The sequence below is a fragment of the Uliginosibacterium silvisoli genome, assembly GCF_036017035.1.
Taxonomy (GTDB): domain Bacteria; phylum Pseudomonadota; class Gammaproteobacteria; order Burkholderiales; family Rhodocyclaceae; genus Viridibacterium; species Viridibacterium silvisoli.
Map to the genome: position 1 here is coordinate 213,471 of NZ_JAYXHS010000002.1, position 19,094 is coordinate 232,564.

Here is a 19,094-nt window from a genome sequence, read left to right on the forward strand (position 1 = left end):
ACTTCAGGCTACTTGGACCCGATTAGCCCTCGCCGTCGAGGAAGCTGCGCAGCTTTTCCGAACGGCTTGGGTGACGCAGCTTGCGCAGCGCCTTGGCTTCGATCTGGCGGATACGTTCGCGCGTGACGTCGAATTGCTTGCCGACTTCTTCCAGCGTGTGGTCGGTGTTCATTTCGATGCCGAAGCGCATGCGCAGGACCTTGGCTTCGCGCGGTGTGAGCGAGTCGAGGATTTCCTTGGTGGTGTCTTTCAACGAGGAGTACAGCGCGGCGTCGCCAGGCGACAGCGTTGCGGTGTCTTCGATGAAGTCGCCCAAATGCGAGTCGTCGTCGTCGCCGATCGGCGTTTCCATGGAGATCGGCTCTTTGCTGATCTTCAGGATCTTGCGGATCTTGTCTTCCGGCATTTCCATCTTGACGGCCAGCGTTGCTGGATCCGGTTCTGCGCCGGTTTCCTGCAGGATCTGACGCGAGATGCGGTTCATCTTGTTGATCGTTTCGATCATGTGAACCGGGATACGGATGGTGCGTGCCTGGTCGGCGATCGAACGCGTGATGGCCTGACGGATCCACCACGTTGCGTACGTGGAGAATTTGTAGCCGCGACGGTACTCGAACTTGTCCACCGCTTTCATTAGGCCGATATTGCCTTCCTGGATCAGGTCGAGGAACTGCAGACCGCGGTTCGTGTATTTCTTGGCGATCGAGATCACGAGACGCAGGTTGGCCTCGGTCATTTCACGCTTGGCGCGGCGCATCTTCGCTTCACCCGTGGACATCTGCTTGTTGATGTCCTTGAGTTCCTTCAGCGAGATCTGGATGCGATCCTGCAGGTCGATGAGCTTCTGTTGCTCTTCGAGAATGGCAGGCTGCATGCGCATGATGGTTGTGATGTTCGCCGTATTGCTGGCGATTTCACCCTTCAACCAATCCATATTGGTTTCGTTGCCAGGGAACGACTTGATGAAATGCTGACGCGACATGCCGGAGCGGTCGACGCAGAGTTCGAGAATCTTGCGCTCGTGCTTGCGGACGTTTTCCACCATGTGACGCACGGAGTCGCACAGGCTTTCCGTGACACGCGCGGTGAAGCGGATGTTCAGTAGTTCGCCACAGATCTGATCGTGGGTCTTCTGGTAGGTCTTGTCCTGCGTGCCCTTCTTGGTGAGGGCCGTGATCATCTTGGCGTAGAGGCCCTTGATGACTTCGAAGCGCTCGAGTGCGTCGGTCTTGAGTTGCAGGAGCGATGCTGACAGGGCGCCAGCGCCACCGTCGTCGTCTTCCTCTTCTTCCTCTTCTTCGGCTTCTTCGTCGACTTCCTCTGGCTCCGGCGCAGCTTCTTCAACCGCGTTCGGGTCGATCAGGCCGTCGATGAGCTCGTCGATGCGCATCTCTTCACGCGCGACCTTGTCGGCCATGGCGAGGATTTCGGCGATCGTCGTCGGGCAGGCGGAAATCGCCATGACCATGTGCTTGAGACCGTCTTCGATACGCTTGGCGATTTCGATTTCGCCTTCGCGCGTCAGCAGCTCGACCGTGCCCATTTCGCGCATGTACATGCGCACCGGGTCGGTCGTACGACCGAACTCGGAGTCGACGGTGGAGAGGGCCTGCTCGGCTTCGGCTTCGACTTCTTCGTCAACGACTGCAGTGGCTACGCCATCGGTGAGCAGCAGATCTTCAGCAGCAGGTGCTTCGTCGAAGACCTTGATGCCCATGTCATTGAAGGTCGAGATGATCGATTCGATCTGCTCGGCATCCACCATCTCGTCGGGGAGATGGTCATTGACTTCAGCGTACGTCAGGTACCCGCGGTCCTTGCCCAGCGCAATGAGTGTCTTCAGGCGGGTACGGCGGACTTCTGCATCATCGCCATTCGCGACGAGGTCCGCGGCAATGCGCAGTTCTTTCTTCTCTTTCGCTTTCGACGTTTTTGCTTTGGGAATAGCTTTGGGGGCTACTGTGGCGGAGGCTTTTTCCTTGGCCATGCGGGTCCTCTGGGCGTGCGCTCAGGTCAAGTCTGAGTAACGGGCTCTCAGAACGATTGAGGGTGAGCAGGGAAACAGATAAGTATATGTTAGACAGGGGGTTTCTGTCCAGACTTGAGCGCCTGTTTCTGTAGCAGGAGCTCAGTAAGGTGGCGTTTTTCGTCGGGGCCCAGGTTGCCTGCCACGGCGCGCTGGGTCAGGTTTTCGATCTCGCGTTCCACCGCATTGCGACGCAGGGTGCGCAAGGTGTCGGCCAGCACGACGCTAGCCTCGTCATCGCCCACGTGTTCTTCGTCGGACGTGGTCAGCAGGTCGGCGATGAGGTTGCGACGCCCGGCATCGGTCTGGCTGTCGAACAGGGCAGTCAGGGAAAAGACCCCGCCGGATTGCGCGCGTTCGCAAAACAATTGCAACACTTCGCGCTCGGTGTCGTCCGTCATCAGCAGGTCGGCATCTTCAGGCACTTGCTCGCATAGATGGGGGCGGGAGCACAGGAGGCGTAGCAGTTGGCGTGTCGAGGTAACCACGCGCTGACGCTCCAGGCGGCGGGGGGGCAGCTTGTTTTTCTTGTTGCCGGGCTCCATGCCGAGGGCCCGTTCGACTTCTGCGACTTCCATCTCCGCCATGTCAGCCAATGAGCGCACGGTCTGGGCTCGCAAGATGGGCGCGGACATGCGTGGTACCCAGTCTTTGGCCTCATGCACCAGGCGGGCCCGGCCTTCGCCGCGTGACAGGTCGAGGTCGCCGCGCAGTTCGCGCAGCAGGAAGTCGGTTAGTGGCGTGGCTTCGTTCAGTGCGCGCTGGAATGCAACGAGGCCTTCCTCGCGGATGTAGCTGTCAGGATCGTGTTCCGCAGGCAGGAACAGGAAGCGTACGGCACGGTCGTCAGCAAGATGCTCGATGCTGGCTTCAAGCGCACGTCGCGCAGCCTTGCGGCCAGCCTTGTCGCCGTCGAAACAAAACACCACTCGCTCGGCCTGGCGGAAAAGCTTCTGTATGTGTGTGGCGGTGGTGGCCGTACCGAGCGTGGCCACGGCCGAGCCGAAGCCGAACTGGGCGAGGGCGACGACGTCCATGTAGCCCTCGGTCACGACGACTGTATTGCTCTCGCGGATCGACTGCCGCGCCTGATGCAGCCCGTAAAGCTCGCGGCCTTTTTCGAACAGCGGGGTTTCGGGCGAATTCAGGTATTTCGGCTCGCCCTGGCCGAGAACACGACCGCCGAAGCCGATGATGTTGCCGCGCTGATCGTGGATCGGAAACATCACGCGATCACGGAAGCGATCGTAGCGACGGCTGGTGTCGTTGGTAATGACCAGGCCACCTTCGACGAGCGCCTGTTGTTCATACTGCTCGCCGAACACGCTGCGCAGACCCTGCCAGCCTTCGGGCGCATAGCCGATGCCGTAGCGTGCGGCGATTTCGCCCGTCAGGCCGCGGCTTTTCAGGTAATCGATGGCTTTCGGCGACTGCTTGAGCTGTTCGCGATAGAACTTCGCGGCGCGCGCCGTGATTTCCAGCAGGGACTGGCTTTGCGCCTGCTTTTGCGGGTCCGGGCGCTCGTCTTCGGGAACGGTCAGTCCGACCTGTTGTGCAAGCTCACGAATGGCGTCCGGAAAGGATGCCCCCGCATATTCCATGAGGAAGCCGATCGCGGTGCCGTGCGCGCCACAACCGAAGCAGTGATAGAACTGCTTGGTCGGGCTGACCGTGAAGCTCGGCGATTTTTCGTTATGGAACGGGCAGCAGGCAGAGTAGTTCGCGCCGCCTTTTTTCAGCGGCACGTGACGCTCGATGAGATCGACGATGTCGACCCGCGCCAGCACTTCCTGGACGAATGACTCCGGGATCATTCCCGCGCTGCCTTCAGGCTTACTTTGCGAGCGCGGCTTTGATCTTGGCCGACACTTGTGCCATGTCGGCGCGGCCAGCCAGCCGCGGCTTCAGTGCTGCCATCATCTTGCCCATATCTGCCGGGCCGGCAGCGCCGGTTTCGGCGATGGCGGCTTGTACAGCCGCGTCGATTTCGGCTTCTGACAGGCCGGCAGGCATATAGGCCGACAGTACTTCGATCTCCTGGCGCTCGACTGCGGCCAGGTCTTCGCGCTTGGCGGCTTCGTACTGCGTTACCGAGTCGCGGCGTTGCTTGAGCAGCTTGTCGATGATGGCAAGGGTCATTGCGTCATCAAGCACTACACGCTCGTCGACCTCTTTTTGTTTGATTGCCGCGAGCAACAGGCGGATGGCAGACAGGCGCACGGCTTCCTTGGCGCGCATGGCTGTCTTCATGTCTTCGGTAATACGTTCCTTTAGGGACATGGCGAATTTCCAGAAGGTCAGAACGTGAGTCAGGAGCTTTAAATAACAAAACCCGGCCGCCCAAAGGGCGCCGGGTCATGCTTAAGCCTTGCTTGTCGCGCCTTGAGGCGCGGCCAATCAGAACAGCTTCGGCGGCAGGGTCTGGCTGCGCAGGCGCTTGTGCAGGCGCTTCACGGCAGCAGCCTTCTTGCGCTTGCGCTCGGAAGTTGGCTTTTCGTAGAACTCACGTGCGCGCAGGTCGGTCAGCACGCCGGACTTTTCAATCGTGCGCTTGAAGCGGCGGATGGCTACTTCGAACGGTTCGTTTTCTTTGAGACGTACACCAGGCATTCGTCAGGTTCCTTGCTGGGTTGCTTTACTGCATTTCGGTATTGGGGTCCGGAGGCATGGTGCCTTTCCGAAGAGTCGGCGATCTTACTACGTCCTTCTGCGTTTACCAAGTCCACGAGCAAAGATTGATCAACGGAGTGTTGTAAACTCTTGCCTATGAGCACGCAACATCTTGTTTTGGGTATAGAAACCTCCTGCGATGAAACCGGCATCGGTCTCTATGACCTCACCGCGCATCGCCTCGTCTCTCACCGCGTCTTCTCACAGATCGACATGCATGCCGCTTACGGCGGCGTCGTGCCGGAGCTGGCTTCGCGCGACCACGTACGGCGCATCGTGCCGCTGATTCGCGAGACCGTTGCCGCAGCAAATGCCGGGCTGCAGGATTTGAAAGCAATAGGTTATACGACCGGCCCCGGGCTGGCAGGTGCTTTGCTCGTAGGGGCGAGTGTGGCCGAAGCCCTGGCGCTGGCCTTGGGTGTTCCCGCCATTCCCGTGCATCACCTCGAAGGCCATCTCTTGTCGCCTTTGCTGGCCAGCGAGCCGCCGAGGTTTCCCTTTGTGGCTTTGCTGGTGTCTGGCGGACACACTCAGCTCATGAGCGTTACGGGTGTTGGCAAGTACAAGCTGTTGGGCGAGAGCGTGGATGACGCGGCGGGCGAGGCCTTCGACAAGACCGGCAAACTGCTTGGCCTGGGTTATCCAGGCGGTCCGGCGATGGCAAAGCTGGCTGCCCAGGGTGAGGCGGGCAAATTCAAGCTGCCGCGACCGATGCTCAGATCCGGCGATCTGCAGTTCAGCTTCAGCGGTTTGAAGACGGCCGTGCTGACAGCAACCCAACAGCCGGACTACACGACGGAGCAATCAGCCGACCTCGCAGCAGAATTCCAGGAAGCTGTAACGGATGTGTTGTGCGCCAAGGCCTTGTCGGCGCTCAAGCAGACCGGCCTGAAGCGTCTCGTCGTCGCGGGTGGGGTGGGCGCCAACAAGCGGCTGCGTGAGCAACTGGTGGCCGCCGTAACTCGGCGCGGTGGCCGCGTGTATTTCCCCGAACTGGAGTTCTGCTCCGATAACGGCGCAATGATTGCGTTGGCAACCGCGATGCGGCTCGAAGCGGGTGTTGCCGAGCAGACCACGGACGGTGCGTTTGCGATCCGTCCGCGCTGGCCACTGGATCAGGCTTTCGCCTGATCTTCTGGCTTTTTCTTCTTGCCAATCCGGCCTTCCTGGCCGGCCAGCAGCTTGCGGATATTGTCCTTGTGGCGCCAGATCAGGATGGCCGACATGATCACCACGGCGCCGGTCCAGGTGTCGCTGTGAGTCAGCCATAGCGTCAGCGCTGGCGCGGCCACTGCAGCACTGAGCGCTGCAAGCGAGGAATAGCGCGAAACGATTGCGACGACGAGCCAGACCCCGAGCACGGCTGCGCCGAGCCGCCAATCGATCCCCAGCAATACGCCTGCCGCGGTGGCGACGCCCTTGCCGCCTTTGAAACGCAGGAATATCGAAAATACATGGCCGAGAAACACGGCAATGGCCACGCCGGCCAGAACCTGCATGGACAAACCAAGATCGGGAGCAAGGGCTTTTGCCAGCAAGAGGGCGATCAGGCCTTTGGCGGCATCGCCCAGCAGCGTCAGCACGGCGGCAGCCTTGTTGCCGCTGCGCAGGACATTGGTCGCCCCGGGATTGCCTGAACCATAACTGCGCGGATCGTCGAGGCCCATGAGCTTCGACACGATGACGGCGAAGGGGATGGAGCCAATAAGGAAGGCGGCGAGCAAGGCTAGAATGGGGGACGCGGTCGTCATTGGAGTGGCGTTCTTGTGAGAGGCCCGGCGGGCGCTGGCTGCGCAGGGTAGCAAAACACGGGGTGGCAAAGCATGGATTTTATCTTCGTCGAAGGTCTTCAGCTTGAAGCGCGAGTGGGAATTTATCCGCACGAGAAAGCGGCAACGCAAACGGTTGAAATAAACCTGACATTCGGCGTGCCGGAAGCCGCGGCCGAGCGCGACCACATCGCCGACACAATTGATTACGAAAAGGTAACGACTCGCATTCGCGATTTGCTCCTCACCCAGCATTTCAACCTGCTCGAAACGCTTGGCGAGTTTCTCGTCAAGGTGCTGTTCGACGAATTCGGCGCGCCCTGGGTGCGCATTTCCATCGCCAAGCTTGGCGTGCTGCGCGGCGTGCGTCGCGTGGGGGTTTATATCGAACGTGGCCGCGATGGTTTCATGCCGCCATTCTGGCCGTCTGCCGCAGGGGCGACCTGAGCGCGGGAACCTTGCTGCAATAAAAAAGCCGCGCAGTTTGTCTGCGCGGCTTTTTTATTTAACGCCGATTTACTTTATCAGCAGATCGGTAATGGCCTTGCCTGAAGCAACATGGCCGGAAACCCACAGCGGCTGGCGACCGCGGCCGGTCCAGGTTTGTGAGGCATCGGCCGGATTACGGTATTTCGGTGCCACCTTGCCCTTGCTGCCACGTGGCTTCGGTGTGGCGACCTTGGCAGCCTTCGTTGCTTTCGGCAGCTTGGTGCCTAGCAATTCACTCAGCGGGACGCCTGCGTCGCTGGCGAGTTTCTGTACCTTTTTGAGCAGGTCGCGCTTGGAGTTCTGCGAGCGGCGTGCGATTTCGGCTTCAATGCGCGCCTTTTGACGATTGAGTTCGGACAGCGAAAGCTTGCTCAGTACCATGTTGTTTTTCCTTGTTTGAATTTACCGGATTTCCGTGTATTTCAAAGTCTGTTACGAGAGCCTTGATTGCAGCGGTTAATCTGCTTTTATATTTGTGAAGGCATTTTCAAACAAGTGTGCGGAAAATGCAAAGCATTATCCATTTACGCGGTGTCAATCAGCCGCGTGGATGATGGACTGCATGGAGTTTCTTCAGTCTTTCGCTGGCGACGTGGGTGTATATCTGCGTCGTCGATATATCCGAATGGCCGAGCAGCAATTGCACGACGCGCAAATCGGCTCCGTGATTGAGCAGGTGGGTGGCGAAAGCGTGGCGCAGCGTATGCGGTGAAATGCTGGCCGCGTCGATACCAGCCTGGATGGCGTGGCGTTTGACGATCTGCCAGAACATCTGGCGTGTCATGCCGCTGCCGAAGCGGCTCAGGAACACGGCTTCGCAGGGCGTTTTCATCAAGACCGGGCGGGCTTCGCGCAGATAGCGATTTATCCACTCGATGGCCCATTCGCCGAGCGGCACGAGACGTTCCTTGCTGCCCTTGCCGACGATGCGCACCAGGCCCGACTGTAAATCCATTTCAAATATCTTCAATTCAACCAGTTCGGAAACGCGCAAGCCGGTGGCGTAAATCGTTTCAAACATGGCGCGATCGCGAAGCCCTTGCGGCGTATCGATATCCGGCGCGGCGAGCAGGGCTTCAACCTGCGATTCACTGAGTGTTTTCGGGAAGCGTTGCGGTGCCAGCGGAGAATCGGTCTGTACGGTCGGGTCGCGGCTGATGCGATTCTCGGCGAGCTGCTGGCGATAAAAGCGACGCAGTGCCGCCAGCACGCGACGCTGCGTCGTCGCACGGTGGGTCGTGCTCAATTCACCCAGATAGTCCGAAATATGGGCGCTGCTGACTTCCAGCAAGGTCTGCTGACGCTGAGTCAGCCACAGAGCAAACAGGGACAGGTCAGAGCGATAGGCGTCCAGCGTGTTTCTGGATAATCCGTCCTGCAGCCACAGGCTGTCTGCGAATTCATCGATGGCGTTTGAATCGGCTGCAGCAATTGTGACGGGAGTTTCTCCTGTCCCAGCGTCTCCGGTCACAGCACGCCTTCGTGCTTGAGCAGCCAGCGCTTGGTGTCCAGCAACCAGCCGTCACGGGCATTGGCAAAGCCGCCGATGCCTGTCTTGGCTACGACGCGGTGGCAGGGCACGACCACCGGAAACGGATTGGCGCCGCAAGCCTGGCCGACGGCGCGAGCAGTGCCGCCGACTGATGCACTCAGTTCGCCATAGGTTCGAATCTCGCCGGCCGGGATTTCGGCAATGGCCTTCCAGACGCGGCGCTGGAAAGGCGTGCCCCGATTCATATTCGGGAAATCGAATTTCAAGGCGGGGTTTTCCAGCCAGCGGGTCAGGTCTTGTTCAAGTGCTCTGACCGGACCGTCGTTTCCCGAAAACTCGCGTAAGGGCGTCGTGGGTGGCAGAAAATAAATCGAATCCAGGTTGCCGCCCGCGTCAGTTCGAATACCGAGGCGGCAGCATGGCAAGGGAAGAATGGCAGCGAAATCTGCGGGAGAGAAGTCGAGGAGTTCGGGGGTCAATTCAATGCTGCGCCGTCGAAGTTAATCTGCAATATTGGGTCGTGCTCAATTCTTGCCAGCCAGTTTTTCCTTGATGTCCGCTTGGGCCGGTGCATTGCCCAGCCAGATGCGCAACAGGGCCTGGAAGAAATCTTCGCCGGCGATGTCACTGCCTTTCTGTTCGTTGCCGACAGTCAGACGTGTGCCACTGGCCGGAAGGTAATCAAGGCGAATCACGGTTTTGTCGGCAGCCTTGCCGATGGACAGCATGGTCGCGCGGAAACGCTCGACGCGTGCGGCGAGCTTGCTCATTTCCTGCTCGGAGTGATTGGCGTTGAGGGCTTCGATGAAGGCGTCGGTCAGCTGCTCGGCCGTCAGGTCGCGCAGCGTGACGATCTGTATGCGACGCGGCCCCTTGCTGGCGAGCACGGCATCGGCGCCATCTGTTTTCTGCGGCAGGTACAGGCCAATGGCGTAGATCTTGAAGAACAGCTTGGTGCGCACGCCTGCGCCGTTGAGCGTGAGTTCACTGGTGGCGACGCTGGTCTTGTCGTCGAAATGTGCGCCGGCGATATCCAGCGCATGCGCGGGGAGTGACGCGCTCAACGCGCACAGCAACGCCAATACGATCTTGAAGGGGATGCGCTTCGAGCCTGCGTTCATGCCTGTCTCCTGTGGTGCGCCCTGACGCGGGCGCTTGGCTGATTGTTCAGCAAGAAGCAGACGATGCCAAGTTGCCGCAGACCCCAGCGTCCCGGCTTCTCATGAGATCAAGGCGCAGCCCAGCAGTTGAAGATGCCGACGCAGAGCACGGCAATACCCGCCCACCAGATCGCGCCACCTGGCGGCCGCATGTAGTTGTGGGCCTCGTTGAAGGGCGCGAAGGTGAAGAACTTGTATTCCTCTTTGCGGAAGAACGTCCAGGCCAGCAACGGCAGGGCGATGCCGGCGATGACGCAGATAACGCCCAGGGTCTGGTTATCCATCGTTCTATTTACGCACTTCGCCGTTGCCGAACACGATCCACTTCTGCGAGGTAAGGCCTTCGAGGCCGACCGGGCCGCGCGCGTGGATCTTGTCCGTCGAGATGCCGATTTCGGCGCCGAGGCCGTATTCGAAACCATCTGCGAAACGCGTCGAGGCATTCACCATGACCGAGGCTGAATCGACTTCGCGCAGGAAGCGCATGGACTTGGTGTAGTTCTCGCTGACGATGCTGTCGGTGTGCTGCGAGCTGTAGGTGTTGATGTGATCGATGGCCGCATCGAGTCCGTCGACGACCTTCACCGCGATGATGGGCGCGAGGTATTCCTCGAACCAGTCTTGCTCGGTAGCGGCAACCAGTTTTGCGTTATCGATGCCGGCCTCACGAAGAATCGCAAGCGATTCCGCGCAGCCGCGCATCTCGACGCCCTTGCCAGCGAGCAGCTTGCCGATGGCAGGCAGGAATTTCTTCGCGACGCTGCGTGCGATGAGCAGGCCTTCTGCCGTGTTGCAGGTGCCGTAGCGCTGCGTCTTCGAGTTCTCGACGATGGGCAGGATCTTGGCTTCATCGGCGTCGTCGTCGATATACACGTGGCAGTTGCCATCGAGATGCTTGATGACGGGCACGCGTGCATCCTTGCTGATGCGCTCGATGAGGCCCTTGCCGCCGCGCGGCACGATGACATCCACGTATTGCGGCATGGTGATCAGTTCGCCGACCGCGGCGCGGTCGGTCGTCTCGATGACCTGCACAGCTGTCTCCGGGAGACCCGCTGCGGCAAGGCCGGCACGCACGCAGGCGGCAATCGCCTGGTTGCAGTTCAGCGCTTCCTTGCCCCCGCGCAGGATGGCGGCGTTGCCGCTCTTCAGGCACAGGCCTGCGGCATCGGCCGTCACGTTCGGGCGCGCTTCGTAGATGATGCCGATCACGCCCAGCGGCACGCGCATGTGGCCAACCTGGATGCCGGAGGGGCGACGCTTGACGTTGGTGATCTCGCCGACCGGGTCGGGCAGCGAAGCAATCTGCTCCAGCCCTTGAGCCATGCTCTCGACGCCCTTGGCGGTCAGCGTGAGGCGATCAACCATCGCTGGCTCGAGGCCGTCGGCGCGCGCCTGCGCGAGATCGCGCTCGTTGGCGGCGAGCAATTCTGCCTGGCGTTCGCGGATCTTGGCGGCCATGGCGTTGAGAGCCGTGTTCTTGGCGTCGGTGGAGGCGGCTGCGATGAGGCGCGATGCGGCGCGCGCCTGTTTGCCGACCTGTTCCATGTATTGCTTGATGTCCATGATGCTCAATCTGAGGCTGGTTAGCGCTGATTCAATTCCCAATTAGAGCATTGCCTGTGCTTTGGTTCAAAGTCTTGCGTGTTGCGGTAGCATCGCCGACCCGCGCAGTCGCATTTCCGGTCCGTTTCCCTGCATGCCGTTCCTCCCGTCGCTCCTGAACCGTTTTGCACCCATCGGCAGCCTGTGGCGCGACCGCGATTTCATGCGCGTGTTTCAGGCCAATACGCTGTCGGTGCTCGGTACGGCGGTCACGCAGATGGCTTTGCCGCTGACTGCGGTGCAGTTGCTGCACGCCTCGGCGAGCGATATGGGCGTGCTAGCAGCCTGCCAGTTGCTGCCCTTCGTGCTGGGCTTACCGGCCGGGGTGTGGATCGACCGCTCGCGCAAGCGGCGCCTGGCGATCGGCTTCGATCTGTTCGCCGCGCTGGGGCTGGCGCTCGTGCCTATTGGATTTGCTGCGGGCCTCCTCAGCTTGCCGCTGCTGTGGCTGGTGGGCGCCATGGTGTCGACCAATGAGGCCATCGGCGGTTCGGCGCTGCAGGTGTTCATCACGAATCTGGTCGGGCGCGAGCGACTTGTGCTGGCCAACAGCAAGCTGTCGGCCGCAGCCTCCGCTTCGATGGTCATTGGGCCAGCGCTGGCCGCCGCACTGGTGGCGCTCGTCGGCGCGCCGCTGGCGATCACGGCCGACGCGGCGAGCTTTCTGGTCTCGGCGTGGCTCATCTGGCGGATTCGTTCGGACGAGGCGGTCAACACCGATGCACAGAGGGCGAGTGTGCTGGCCGAAGTGTGGGAAGGGCTGCGGCTCATCTGGCGCACGCCGATGTTGCGCGGGCTGGTGTGGGTCGTCGCCGTGTGGATTCCGCTCAACGACAGCTTCAAGGCGCTCTACGTGCTGCATGCCGCGCGCAATCTGCAGCTGGATGCGAGTGACATAGCGCTGATCAACGCGCTTGGGGCGATCGGTGGTCTCGTCGGCGCGGCGCTGGCGCATCGCATGGAGCGGCGCCTGGGCATTCGCGGCACGTTGGTGTGCGGCGTGATTCTGGGCGGATGTGGCTACGCTCTGTATGCCTTGCCGAGCGCGCATATGGCACATGCCAACTGGGCTGCCGGGTTAGCGCTGATGGTGATGGACTGCGGCGCGGCGATGTATGTCGTCAACTACCTGAGCCTGCGCCAGGCGGTGACGCCCGATGCCTTGCTCGGCCGCATGGTGACGAGCATGCGCTTCCTGACGATTGCACTCGCACCGTTGGGCACGATCCTGATCGGGCATGCCGGAGATGCCTTCGGCTTGGTGCCCATCTTTGCGGGTATCGGCGCAACCTGCGTGCTGCTGGGTTTCGCGGCGTGGCGCTGGTTGCCCTCCGCAGTTCCATCAACGTCTCCTCACTGATTCTCGAGAAACCGTTTGCGCCGCAGGAACTGGTCGTCGAAGCGGCGCGCAAACGGCATGCACAAGTGCCGTTCGCGCCAGGCCGCAGCCTGTCGCATTGAGTTGAATCCACAGGCCGTGACGATGCGGGCTGTGAAAGGAAACAAGGTGCGAGCGGGTTGCAGATCGATGCGCTCGATATCGGGTTCGCCTGGCAGGGGTATGCCTGGGGAGACCACGGCGAAATGCGGGGCGACCTGTTCGGTAGCGGCGCACTCGCGCGCATAGGCCAGCAGCTCGGCCGTTTCCGTATCTGGCCCGGCGTGCACGATGAGCCAGACAGGCTTGCCGAGCGCGACCCATCGCCGCGTGATGGCATGCAGGTCATCTCCGTGCGATGCCTCGGCCGGGTCTTCGAGCGTCAACGGGGCGATCCGCGCCGAGATCGCGTCGAGGGTGCGGTGGTGCTCCGCCGAGAGCTCTTCAAGCTGCCAGCAGTGGACATAGCGGGGCAGAGCGCCGCGTATGAGCCCGGCATAGTTGTCCCAGCGCAGAATGCGCGCGACATGTACCAGATCCAGACCGGCCGGCCAGGGGAAGTCACAGAGTTCGCCGAGAATGCCTGCGGGGAACGCGTCGACGAAAAGGCGTTGTGGCTGGAAGCGCTGGATGGACTCGATGATCCAGGCGCGAAATGCCGGGATGTCGTTCTCGATGCCCGCCGGGGCGAGCCAGTGCTCGGCAGGGGCCGCATGAGGTGAGGCAGCTGCGCTCAACACGACGAAGTCACCGCGCAGATCCAGCGTATGGCGCACCGCCCGGGCGCGCGTCAAATGACCGAGGCCGCCGCCGAAGGCGTAGTAGAGAGTGGTCTCAGAGCCCACGGGCGAGTAGTTCGAGCGCCAGCACAGCGCGCTCGGATTCCGGAATGCGTGTCGCGAGCGGCAGCGCGAAAGCGGCCGAGATCTTGTGGGCCTGCACCGTACCCACGGTCTTGCCTGTGGCATCCGTGATCTTCGCGCGCGATTTGTCGCCATCGAAGCTCACCGTGCCAAGGGGCTTGTCGTTGTCGCTGATCTCGATGTCATTGCCCTTGATCTTCAGCGCGACGGGACGAGCGTTCTCCTCGTTGTCGCTGATCTTGATGCCCTTGTCCTTGAGCTTGAGCTTCCACAGCAGATGCGAGTCCCGGCTGCGCAGCTTGAAGCCGTCATCACCTGCTTTGACTTCCATCACCACACCTTCGCCTGTGCGCACGTACTTGCGCTTGTCGCCATCTGCGGATTCCGCGCGTAGCGTTCTCGCCTGATCGCCTGTGCCGAAACGGGCCTCCATCTGGCTCGGGTTTAGAGTGAGCTGGGTGGTGCCAGCCGCGTCCACGAAACGCAGCGTCTTCGCATCATCTGCGGGCGCTGTGCCCTGCGTTGTGCTCGTGCTCACGGCAGCGGGAGGCTCCTCCGTTTTCTGGCAGGCGCACAAGGTGAGCAGTGCTGCACATAGGGCAAGCAGCGTGGACAGGCGGCGCAGGCGCATCGGTGAATTCATATGGCATCTTTCGACAAAGGTGCTGCGTGGGGAGCGGCGGCAGGCATGGTTTCGCGCAAGACGTCGAGGTAGGCGTTCGTTTCGCGTGCCGGATGGAACAGCCTGGCGGTTTCCAGGCAGGCTTCGCCCATGCGCCGCAGGTCGGCGCTGGAGGCCTGGGCGAGGCGCGCCAGTGCATGGCGGCAGCCGTGTTGATCACCGGGATGGAACAGGAAACCGTGCTCGCCATCGACGAGGATGTCGCCCATGCCGCCTGCCGTGGACGCCAGTAGCGGAACGCCCAGGCCCATGGCTTCCAGCAATACGTTGGGCATGCCGTCGTAGAAGCTCGGAATGGCAATGGCATCGCAAGCGCAGTAGTGCGGCAGCAGGCTGTAGCGATCGGAGAATGGCAGTGCGGTATGTGCGATGGGTGAGGCCTCGTCGGCCAGGCGCGCGTGAATGTCGTCTTCGAGATCACCGACCAGCAGGAGATGCAGATGCGCATGCGTGCCGGAGGCGAGCAGCGCGTCGACCAGCTGCAAGCCGCCTTTCTTCGACTTGATCTGCCCGAACAGGCCCAGCACGCGTCGTGTGCCGGCTACATGCGTGTCACGCCATCGCGCGGCCTGGGCGCGATCCGAAGGCAGGGGCGACCAGTCGGCAAGGTCGATGCTGTTGGGCGTCCACGTGATCTCCGCCGCAGGATGCAGTGCACGGATGCGTTGCGCCTTGTCATGACTCACGACACCGACACGCGCTGCGCGCTCGATGGCTTCGCGCACGATGTCGCGGCGCTGCGGCGAGAAAATGGCTGCGTCGAAATCATTGCCCCGGAACAGCGTGATAAGCGGCAAGCCCAGCCAGGCCGCGAAGCTGGGCGCAGCCAGCAAGGGGAGGTGGCCGCCGAAGGCGACGACGTGCGTGAACGCTTCGCGTTGTGGATCGATGCGCAGATGTTCGAACAGCAGGTTCAGCGAGTGGGAGACGTCATCCCCTACGGGAAACGCAAGGTGACGGCCGTTGCGCTGGATCTCGAGCCGCGGTTTGCCCGAGGACTGTCGCGTGAAGTGCAGTACGTCGACCACCACACCCGCAGCGCGCAAGCCACGCACGATGCGATCGCATGACACGGCCATGCCGCCGTTGGCCGGCGGGTAGTTCTCCGTGAGCCATACAAGGTGTGGCACATGCGGCGGGAGCGGGTGTGCGCGGTTCAACTGTCAGAAAACCCGGAGGATCCGCCGCTGTCACCGTCGTCCAGCTCACCTGCGCTGCGTGTTGCGAAGGCATGGCGATCGATGTCGTCGAACTGGCCAGGTTTGTCCAGTTGGCTCGCTGCAGCGAGCGGAACGTACGCGTGGGAGCTGTTGTACTCGCTGCTCCAGCGCCCGGACCAGCCCGGCGACTCCCAGTCGCCAGCGTCGCCATCCTCATCGGTGTCAGCACGATTGCCGGGTGAAGCGGCAAAGCACTCGGGACACAGGATCTGCTCCGTGCCGTAGTGCGAATGTTCCATGCAGATCGGGCGCATGCATTGGGTGCAGTGCTCGCTCGAGGCGTTGCCGCATGTGCGAAGCGAGAAGATGCCGCGTTGTACGGTGCAGGCATTCGAGGATTGCATCAACGCTCCTTGGGGGCGATTGAAAGATGGCGATAGGCGCGGGAGACCGTGCCAACGAGTTCATCGAGCCGCGGCGGTGTCGTCAGCTCGTGGCCGATGGAGCGTGTACGCACACGGATCGCTGCACGCTTCTCTCCATGTTTGACGGATTCGCGGCAGGCCGTGTCGGGCCGGAGCTGTGCGACCTGGTAGTCCCTGGCGCGTACGCTCAGTTGCACATCGAAGCTGCGCTGGATCTTGTACTTGGTCTTGCGCTTGGTCTTGCCGCGTGAATTGCTCCGCGTCTTGATGCGTTGACGCACCAGGTCCGAGATCTGCCAGCGCAGTACGGCGCCATCGGCGAGCGAGGCGGTACCGCTCAGCCAGTCGTCGCGGAAGTACGTGTCCTGGCAATTGCGCGGACTTTTCGGAAGTCCTCGTGGCATGTCGCTGGCCATGAGACTCTTGTTGTCCATCTCCGCGCCGCGCAGGTCGAGGCGTAGCACCACTTCCGACTTGGGTTGGATATCTTCTTTCAGCAAGGTCAGCCAGGGCAGCAGGAAGCGGTCGAGAGACGACGGAATGTCGATCTTGCGCAGCCGCCACCAGCTGATCCCCAGGCCCAGCGAGAGTAGCCACACCAGCAAGGGGGCAGGGCTGTCCGTCACGATGGCGGGAATCAGGCCGAGAGGCACGCTGATGAGGGTCAGCCAGCCCAGTGCTTTGCGCAGTCCGTCTCCGGCGCGGTCGAAGCGGGCAATGCCGCCAAGGAAGGGAATCCATTCCTCAAGCGACATGCTGGCATCGATTTCCTTTTCCTTTATCAGCGCACGTTGCCGTGCGTCGAGGCGTCGCCAGCTATTCCAGGCGGTCAGCAGGCTCATGAATAAGCTCCGGCAAGCTCGTGAGGAGAAGTGATGGGAGGGCGGCTCGATGGAGAAGGCGAGAGCAAGGAGCCGTAGAGCTGGCGCAGGGAGGAGGTGCTCGCCGACCAGGTCAGCGTCTGCTCGAGCTGTTGTTGGCCACGCATACCCATGGCCCTGGCCGCGTCCGGATATTCGAGCAGCACGCGCAGGGCACGCGCCAGTTCGGCGGGGCGTCCCGGGTGCACCAGCCTGCCGATGTCCGCAGTCAGGATTTCACGTACGGCAGGGATATCGCTGGCGACGACGGGAGTGCCTTGTGCCATCGATTCGAGAATCTTCAAGGGGCAGCAGCCCTGCTCGAGATTGCGTGCGCATTCGGTCAGCGGCGCGACGCTGATCGCGGCGTGGGCGACCCAGCCCTTGAGCTCGGCGCGGCCGAGTCCGTGCTGCCATACGATGCGCTCATCCAGCCCGAGGCGCGTGGCGAGTTTGCGGAAAGGTTTTTCGAGACGGGGGTGTGATGACGAACAGATCACCAGTTGCAGATCGAGATCCGCGAGTCGTGCGAATGCCTGTAGCAAGACATCCAGCCCTTGCCATGCCTGCAGGGCACCGAAATAGATGAGATAGCGTTCGGGCGCACTTGCCGGCCGTGCGGCTTGCAGGCGGACTGGTTCTGCACCATTGCGGATGACCGTGATGCGCTGGTGCGCTGCACCCATGCGGACGAGATTGTCGGCAATCGTCTCGGAGGGCGTCACGATGCTGTCGGCATTTTCCCAGCAGAAGCGCTCGGCGCGGCGGATCTTGTCCAGTGTTCGTGGCGAGAGCAGGGGATAGGTGCTCGGCAGTTCGATCGACGGCAGGCCGTTCACCTCGTAGACCGTACGGTAGCGGTGCGGCCGATCGAGAATGGGGACGCCGCTCCACGGGTCACGGAAGTGACAGATTTCCAGCGAGGCGTCGAGGCTGGCGAGCGTTGCGGCAAGCTGCTGGCCGAAGTGCTGCGTTCGGTCAACGAGGTTGTCGTGCTGCGAAATATGGCGCAGGACTTCTACGGAGCCTTCGCGTCCATGCGCCGGCAAGGAGGCGTCACCCAGCACATATAGCAGGCCGCCGCCAAAGGTGTCGAACAAGGTGCCTGCGAAGCGCTCGATGTGCGTGGCCGCACCTTTCGGCGATGGCACACGGTCGAACGACGCGTAGAGCGCGCGGTGGGCTGGCGAGGGATTCATGGGGGGCCATGGTAGACAGTCGCCTCGTTGTCCTGCAAGCCGGCGGTCGGCCGCTGCCCATGTGTGCGCACAGGCAGGCGGCGCGTCTCCGCAGCCTCAGTAACGGGGGCGAGGGGCTGCGCCTGACATCAGACGTTCCCAGTACGAGGCGCGCTTCTGCACGTCCTCGACCGGTGCCAGCCAGAACATCTTGTCGGAGTCTCGCATTGTCTTGTTAGGCGTCTCGCGCAAGGTGTTAGCGAAACCTTGCTCTTCCGTGAGCTGACCGGACACGCCCGGCGTCAGCATGTGGTTGATCCACGCCTCGGCAAGGCCGCGATTGCTCGCCTGGCTCATGATGGCCCAGCAGTCGAGCCAGGCCAGCGCACCTTCGCTGGGCATCACGTAGCCGATATCCGCGCCGGCGGCGCGTAGCAGCTTGAGTTGCTGCTCGCCGTAGTTGCCGTAGATCAGTGCGATTTCATTGTCGCGGAAGATATCCACGACTTCTTCTGGCTGGCTGTAGAACTTGAGTACGTTGCTGCGCAGGCTGATGAGTTTGTCGAGCACCTGGCGGAACTGGGAGGTGTTCAGGTTGAAGGGATCAGGCAAGCCCAATGCAAGTGCGGTGAAGCTGAAACTGTGACTGCTGCTGTTGTAGGCCAGCACCTTGCCGCGATAGCGCGGATCCCACATGGCATTCATCGACGTGGGGGTTTCGGTGACGAGCTTGCGGTTGTAGATCAAGCCCATCGCCGAATAGGTGAACGGCACGCCATAAATGTGCCCCTCGCGGGCGAGGCCGGGAATGGAGGCCAGGTTGCGGAAGCGCGGCAGTTGCCTGCGCACGTTCGGGATGTTGCGCAGCTGGAGGGGCGTGACCAGCCCCTTGTCGATGAAGCGGCGCAGTTCGACGCTGTTCAGTGCGATGACATCGAAATCACCGCCGTTATTGTGGCGCCCTTTGTTCCAGAGCTCGTCGTCGGTGCTGACCACGCTGAGCTCGACGATGGCGTTGTGCGCGGCTTCGAAGCTGCGGATGGTTTCGGGGCTGGCGTAGCCTGGCCAGGCGAGAACGCGTAGCGTCTCCATGGCCAATGCCGGCTTGCAGAACAGCAATACCACCAAGACGAAAACTCGAACCATCATGCTGCGGAAGCTCCTGCGGCATCACATCGGTGAGACCATGACGTTGGCGTGGCGCATCGTTGCGTCCTGCCATGCGGGTGTCTGACACCCGGATCGCGGCGTATTCAGCGTGCGCTCAAACATACATCATATTTCTTGCCGGGGTGTCTCCGTTGTTGCGCAATTGTGTCGCAGTGTTTCGCAGGGCA

The 19,094-nt window shown here is 61.7% G+C and carries 21 protein-coding genes; 3 read left to right on the forward strand and 18 right to left on the reverse strand.

Annotated features, from left to right (window positions below; all coding sequences use genetic code 11):
- Nucleotides 1-22: 22 nt before the first annotated feature.
- The 4 genes from rpoD to rpsU all read right to left on the reverse strand — a co-directional run bounded on the left by rpoD (nt 23) and on the right by rpsU (nt 4,636).
- Nucleotides 23-1,987, reverse strand: coding sequence for an RNA polymerase sigma factor RpoD (rpoD, locus tag VVD49_RS10570; protein ID WP_327599146.1), 1,965 nt, complete (start codon nt 1,985-1,987; stop codon nt 23-25).
- 89 nt (nt 1,988-2,076) lie between these two features.
- Nucleotides 2,077-3,840 carry a DNA primase gene (gene dnaG / locus VVD49_RS10575; RefSeq protein ID WP_327599147.1) on the reverse strand — a complete coding sequence of 588 codons (1,764 nt, stop codon included), beginning with the start codon at nt 3,838-3,840 and terminating at the stop codon, nt 2,077-2,079.
- A gap of 19 nt (nt 3,841-3,859) precedes the next feature.
- Nucleotides 3,860-4,306, reverse strand: coding sequence for a GatB/YqeY domain-containing protein (locus tag VVD49_RS10580; RefSeq protein WP_327599148.1), 447 nt, complete (start codon nt 4,304-4,306; stop codon nt 3,860-3,862).
- A gap of 117 nt (nt 4,307-4,423) precedes the next feature.
- The gene (gene rpsU / locus VVD49_RS10585) at nt 4,424-4,636 is read right to left on the reverse strand and encodes a 30S ribosomal protein S21 (RefSeq protein WP_327599149.1); all 213 of its coding nucleotides are present in this window, start codon (nt 4,634-4,636) and stop codon (nt 4,424-4,426) included.
- Between the two features lie 156 nt (nt 4,637-4,792).
- On the opposite strand from rpsU, the gene tsaD reads away from it, so the two are divergent.
- Complete coding sequence (gene tsaD, locus VVD49_RS10590; RefSeq protein WP_327599150.1) at nt 4,793-5,827, forward strand: tRNA (adenosine(37)-N6)-threonylcarbamoyltransferase complex transferase subunit TsaD; 1,035 nt, start codon at nt 4,793-4,795, stop codon at nt 5,825-5,827.
- On the opposite strand, the gene plsY is transcribed toward tsaD, so the two are convergent.
- A complete protein-coding gene (plsY, locus tag VVD49_RS10595) occupies nt 5,812-6,447 on the reverse strand; it encodes a glycerol-3-phosphate 1-O-acyltransferase PlsY (RefSeq protein ID WP_327599151.1) in 636 nt (211 codons plus the stop codon). The two genes, tsaD and plsY, sit on opposite strands and share 16 nt — an antisense overlap.
- Before the next feature lie 72 nt (nt 6,448-6,519).
- Here plsY and VVD49_RS10600 point away from each other — a divergent pair, with 72 nt between their 5' ends.
- Nucleotides 6,520-6,912, forward strand: a complete 393-nt coding sequence (locus VVD49_RS10600) for a dihydroneopterin aldolase (RefSeq protein ID WP_327599152.1) — start codon at nt 6,520-6,522, stop codon at nt 6,910-6,912.
- Nucleotides 6,913-6,981: 69 nt separating this feature from the next.
- On the opposite strand, the gene VVD49_RS10605 is transcribed toward VVD49_RS10600, so the two are convergent.
- The 6 genes from VVD49_RS10605 to VVD49_RS10630 form a co-directional block, all read right to left on the reverse strand.
- Entirely contained in the window at nt 6,982-7,335 is a 354-nt protein-coding gene (locus VVD49_RS10605; RefSeq protein WP_327599153.1) for an H-NS histone family protein, read from the reverse strand.
- A gap of 157 nt (nt 7,336-7,492) precedes the next feature.
- Complete coding sequence (gene xerD, locus VVD49_RS10610; RefSeq protein WP_327599963.1) at nt 7,493-8,386, reverse strand: site-specific tyrosine recombinase XerD; 894 nt, start codon at nt 8,384-8,386, stop codon at nt 7,493-7,495.
- A 35-nt stretch (nt 8,387-8,421) separates the two neighbouring features.
- The gene (locus VVD49_RS10615) at nt 8,422-8,712 is read right to left on the reverse strand and encodes a methylated-DNA--[protein]-cysteine S-methyltransferase (protein ID WP_327599154.1); all 291 of its coding nucleotides are present in this window, start codon (nt 8,710-8,712) and stop codon (nt 8,422-8,424) included.
- Between the two features lie 258 nt (nt 8,713-8,970).
- Complete coding sequence (locus VVD49_RS10620; protein ID WP_327599155.1) at nt 8,971-9,567, reverse strand: chalcone isomerase family protein; 597 nt, start codon at nt 9,565-9,567, stop codon at nt 8,971-8,973.
- Nucleotides 9,568-9,674: 107 nt separating this feature from the next.
- A complete protein-coding gene (locus VVD49_RS10625; RefSeq protein ID WP_327599156.1) occupies nt 9,675-9,890 on the reverse strand; it encodes a hypothetical protein in 216 nt (71 codons plus the stop codon).
- Between the two features lie 4 nt (nt 9,891-9,894).
- Nucleotides 9,895-11,172 carry a glutamate-5-semialdehyde dehydrogenase gene (locus VVD49_RS10630; RefSeq protein WP_327599157.1) on the reverse strand — a complete coding sequence of 426 codons (1,278 nt, stop codon included), beginning with the start codon at nt 11,170-11,172 and terminating at the stop codon, nt 9,895-9,897.
- Nucleotides 11,173-11,305: 133 nt separating this feature from the next.
- Here VVD49_RS10630 and VVD49_RS10635 point away from each other — a divergent pair, with 133 nt between their 5' ends.
- A complete protein-coding gene (locus tag VVD49_RS10635) occupies nt 11,306-12,571 on the forward strand; it encodes an MFS transporter (protein WP_327599158.1) in 1,266 nt (421 codons plus the stop codon).
- Here the strand turns inward: VVD49_RS10635 and VVD49_RS10640 are convergent.
- The 7 genes from VVD49_RS10640 to VVD49_RS10670 form a co-directional block, all read right to left on the reverse strand.
- Nucleotides 12,565-13,434 (reverse strand): hypothetical protein, encoded by an 870-nt coding sequence (locus tag VVD49_RS10640; protein WP_327599159.1) that lies wholly within the window; start codon nt 13,432-13,434, stop codon nt 12,565-12,567. The genes VVD49_RS10635 and VVD49_RS10640 overlap by 7 nt on opposite strands.
- The gene (locus tag VVD49_RS10645; protein ID WP_327599160.1) at nt 13,424-14,095 is read right to left on the reverse strand and encodes a hypothetical protein; all 672 of its coding nucleotides are present in this window, start codon (nt 14,093-14,095) and stop codon (nt 13,424-13,426) included. Before VVD49_RS10645 ends, VVD49_RS10640 begins: the two co-directional genes overlap by 11 nt.
- The gene (locus VVD49_RS10650; RefSeq protein WP_327599161.1) at nt 14,092-15,264 is read right to left on the reverse strand and encodes a glycosyltransferase family 4 protein; all 1,173 of its coding nucleotides are present in this window, start codon (nt 15,262-15,264) and stop codon (nt 14,092-14,094) included. Before VVD49_RS10650 ends, VVD49_RS10645 begins: the two co-directional genes overlap by 4 nt.
- A gap of 26 nt (nt 15,265-15,290) precedes the next feature.
- On the reverse strand, nt 15,291-15,698 hold the full coding sequence (locus VVD49_RS10655; RefSeq protein ID WP_327599162.1) for a hypothetical protein: 408 nt from the start codon (nt 15,696-15,698) through the stop codon (nt 15,291-15,293).
- A complete protein-coding gene (locus tag VVD49_RS10660; protein ID WP_327599163.1) occupies nt 15,698-16,561 on the reverse strand; it encodes a hypothetical protein in 864 nt (287 codons plus the stop codon). The genes VVD49_RS10655 and VVD49_RS10660 overlap by 1 nt, the downstream gene beginning before the upstream one ends.
- Nucleotides 16,558-17,778 carry a glycosyltransferase family 4 protein gene (locus VVD49_RS10665; protein ID WP_327599164.1) on the reverse strand — a complete coding sequence of 407 codons (1,221 nt, stop codon included), beginning with the start codon at nt 17,776-17,778 and terminating at the stop codon, nt 16,558-16,560. Before VVD49_RS10665 ends, VVD49_RS10660 begins: the two co-directional genes overlap by 4 nt.
- A 96-nt stretch (nt 17,779-17,874) precedes the next feature.
- Nucleotides 17,875-18,906, reverse strand: coding sequence for an extracellular solute-binding protein (locus VVD49_RS10670; protein ID WP_327599165.1), 1,032 nt, complete (start codon nt 18,904-18,906; stop codon nt 17,875-17,877).
- Nucleotides 18,907-19,094: the final 188 nt, after the last annotated feature.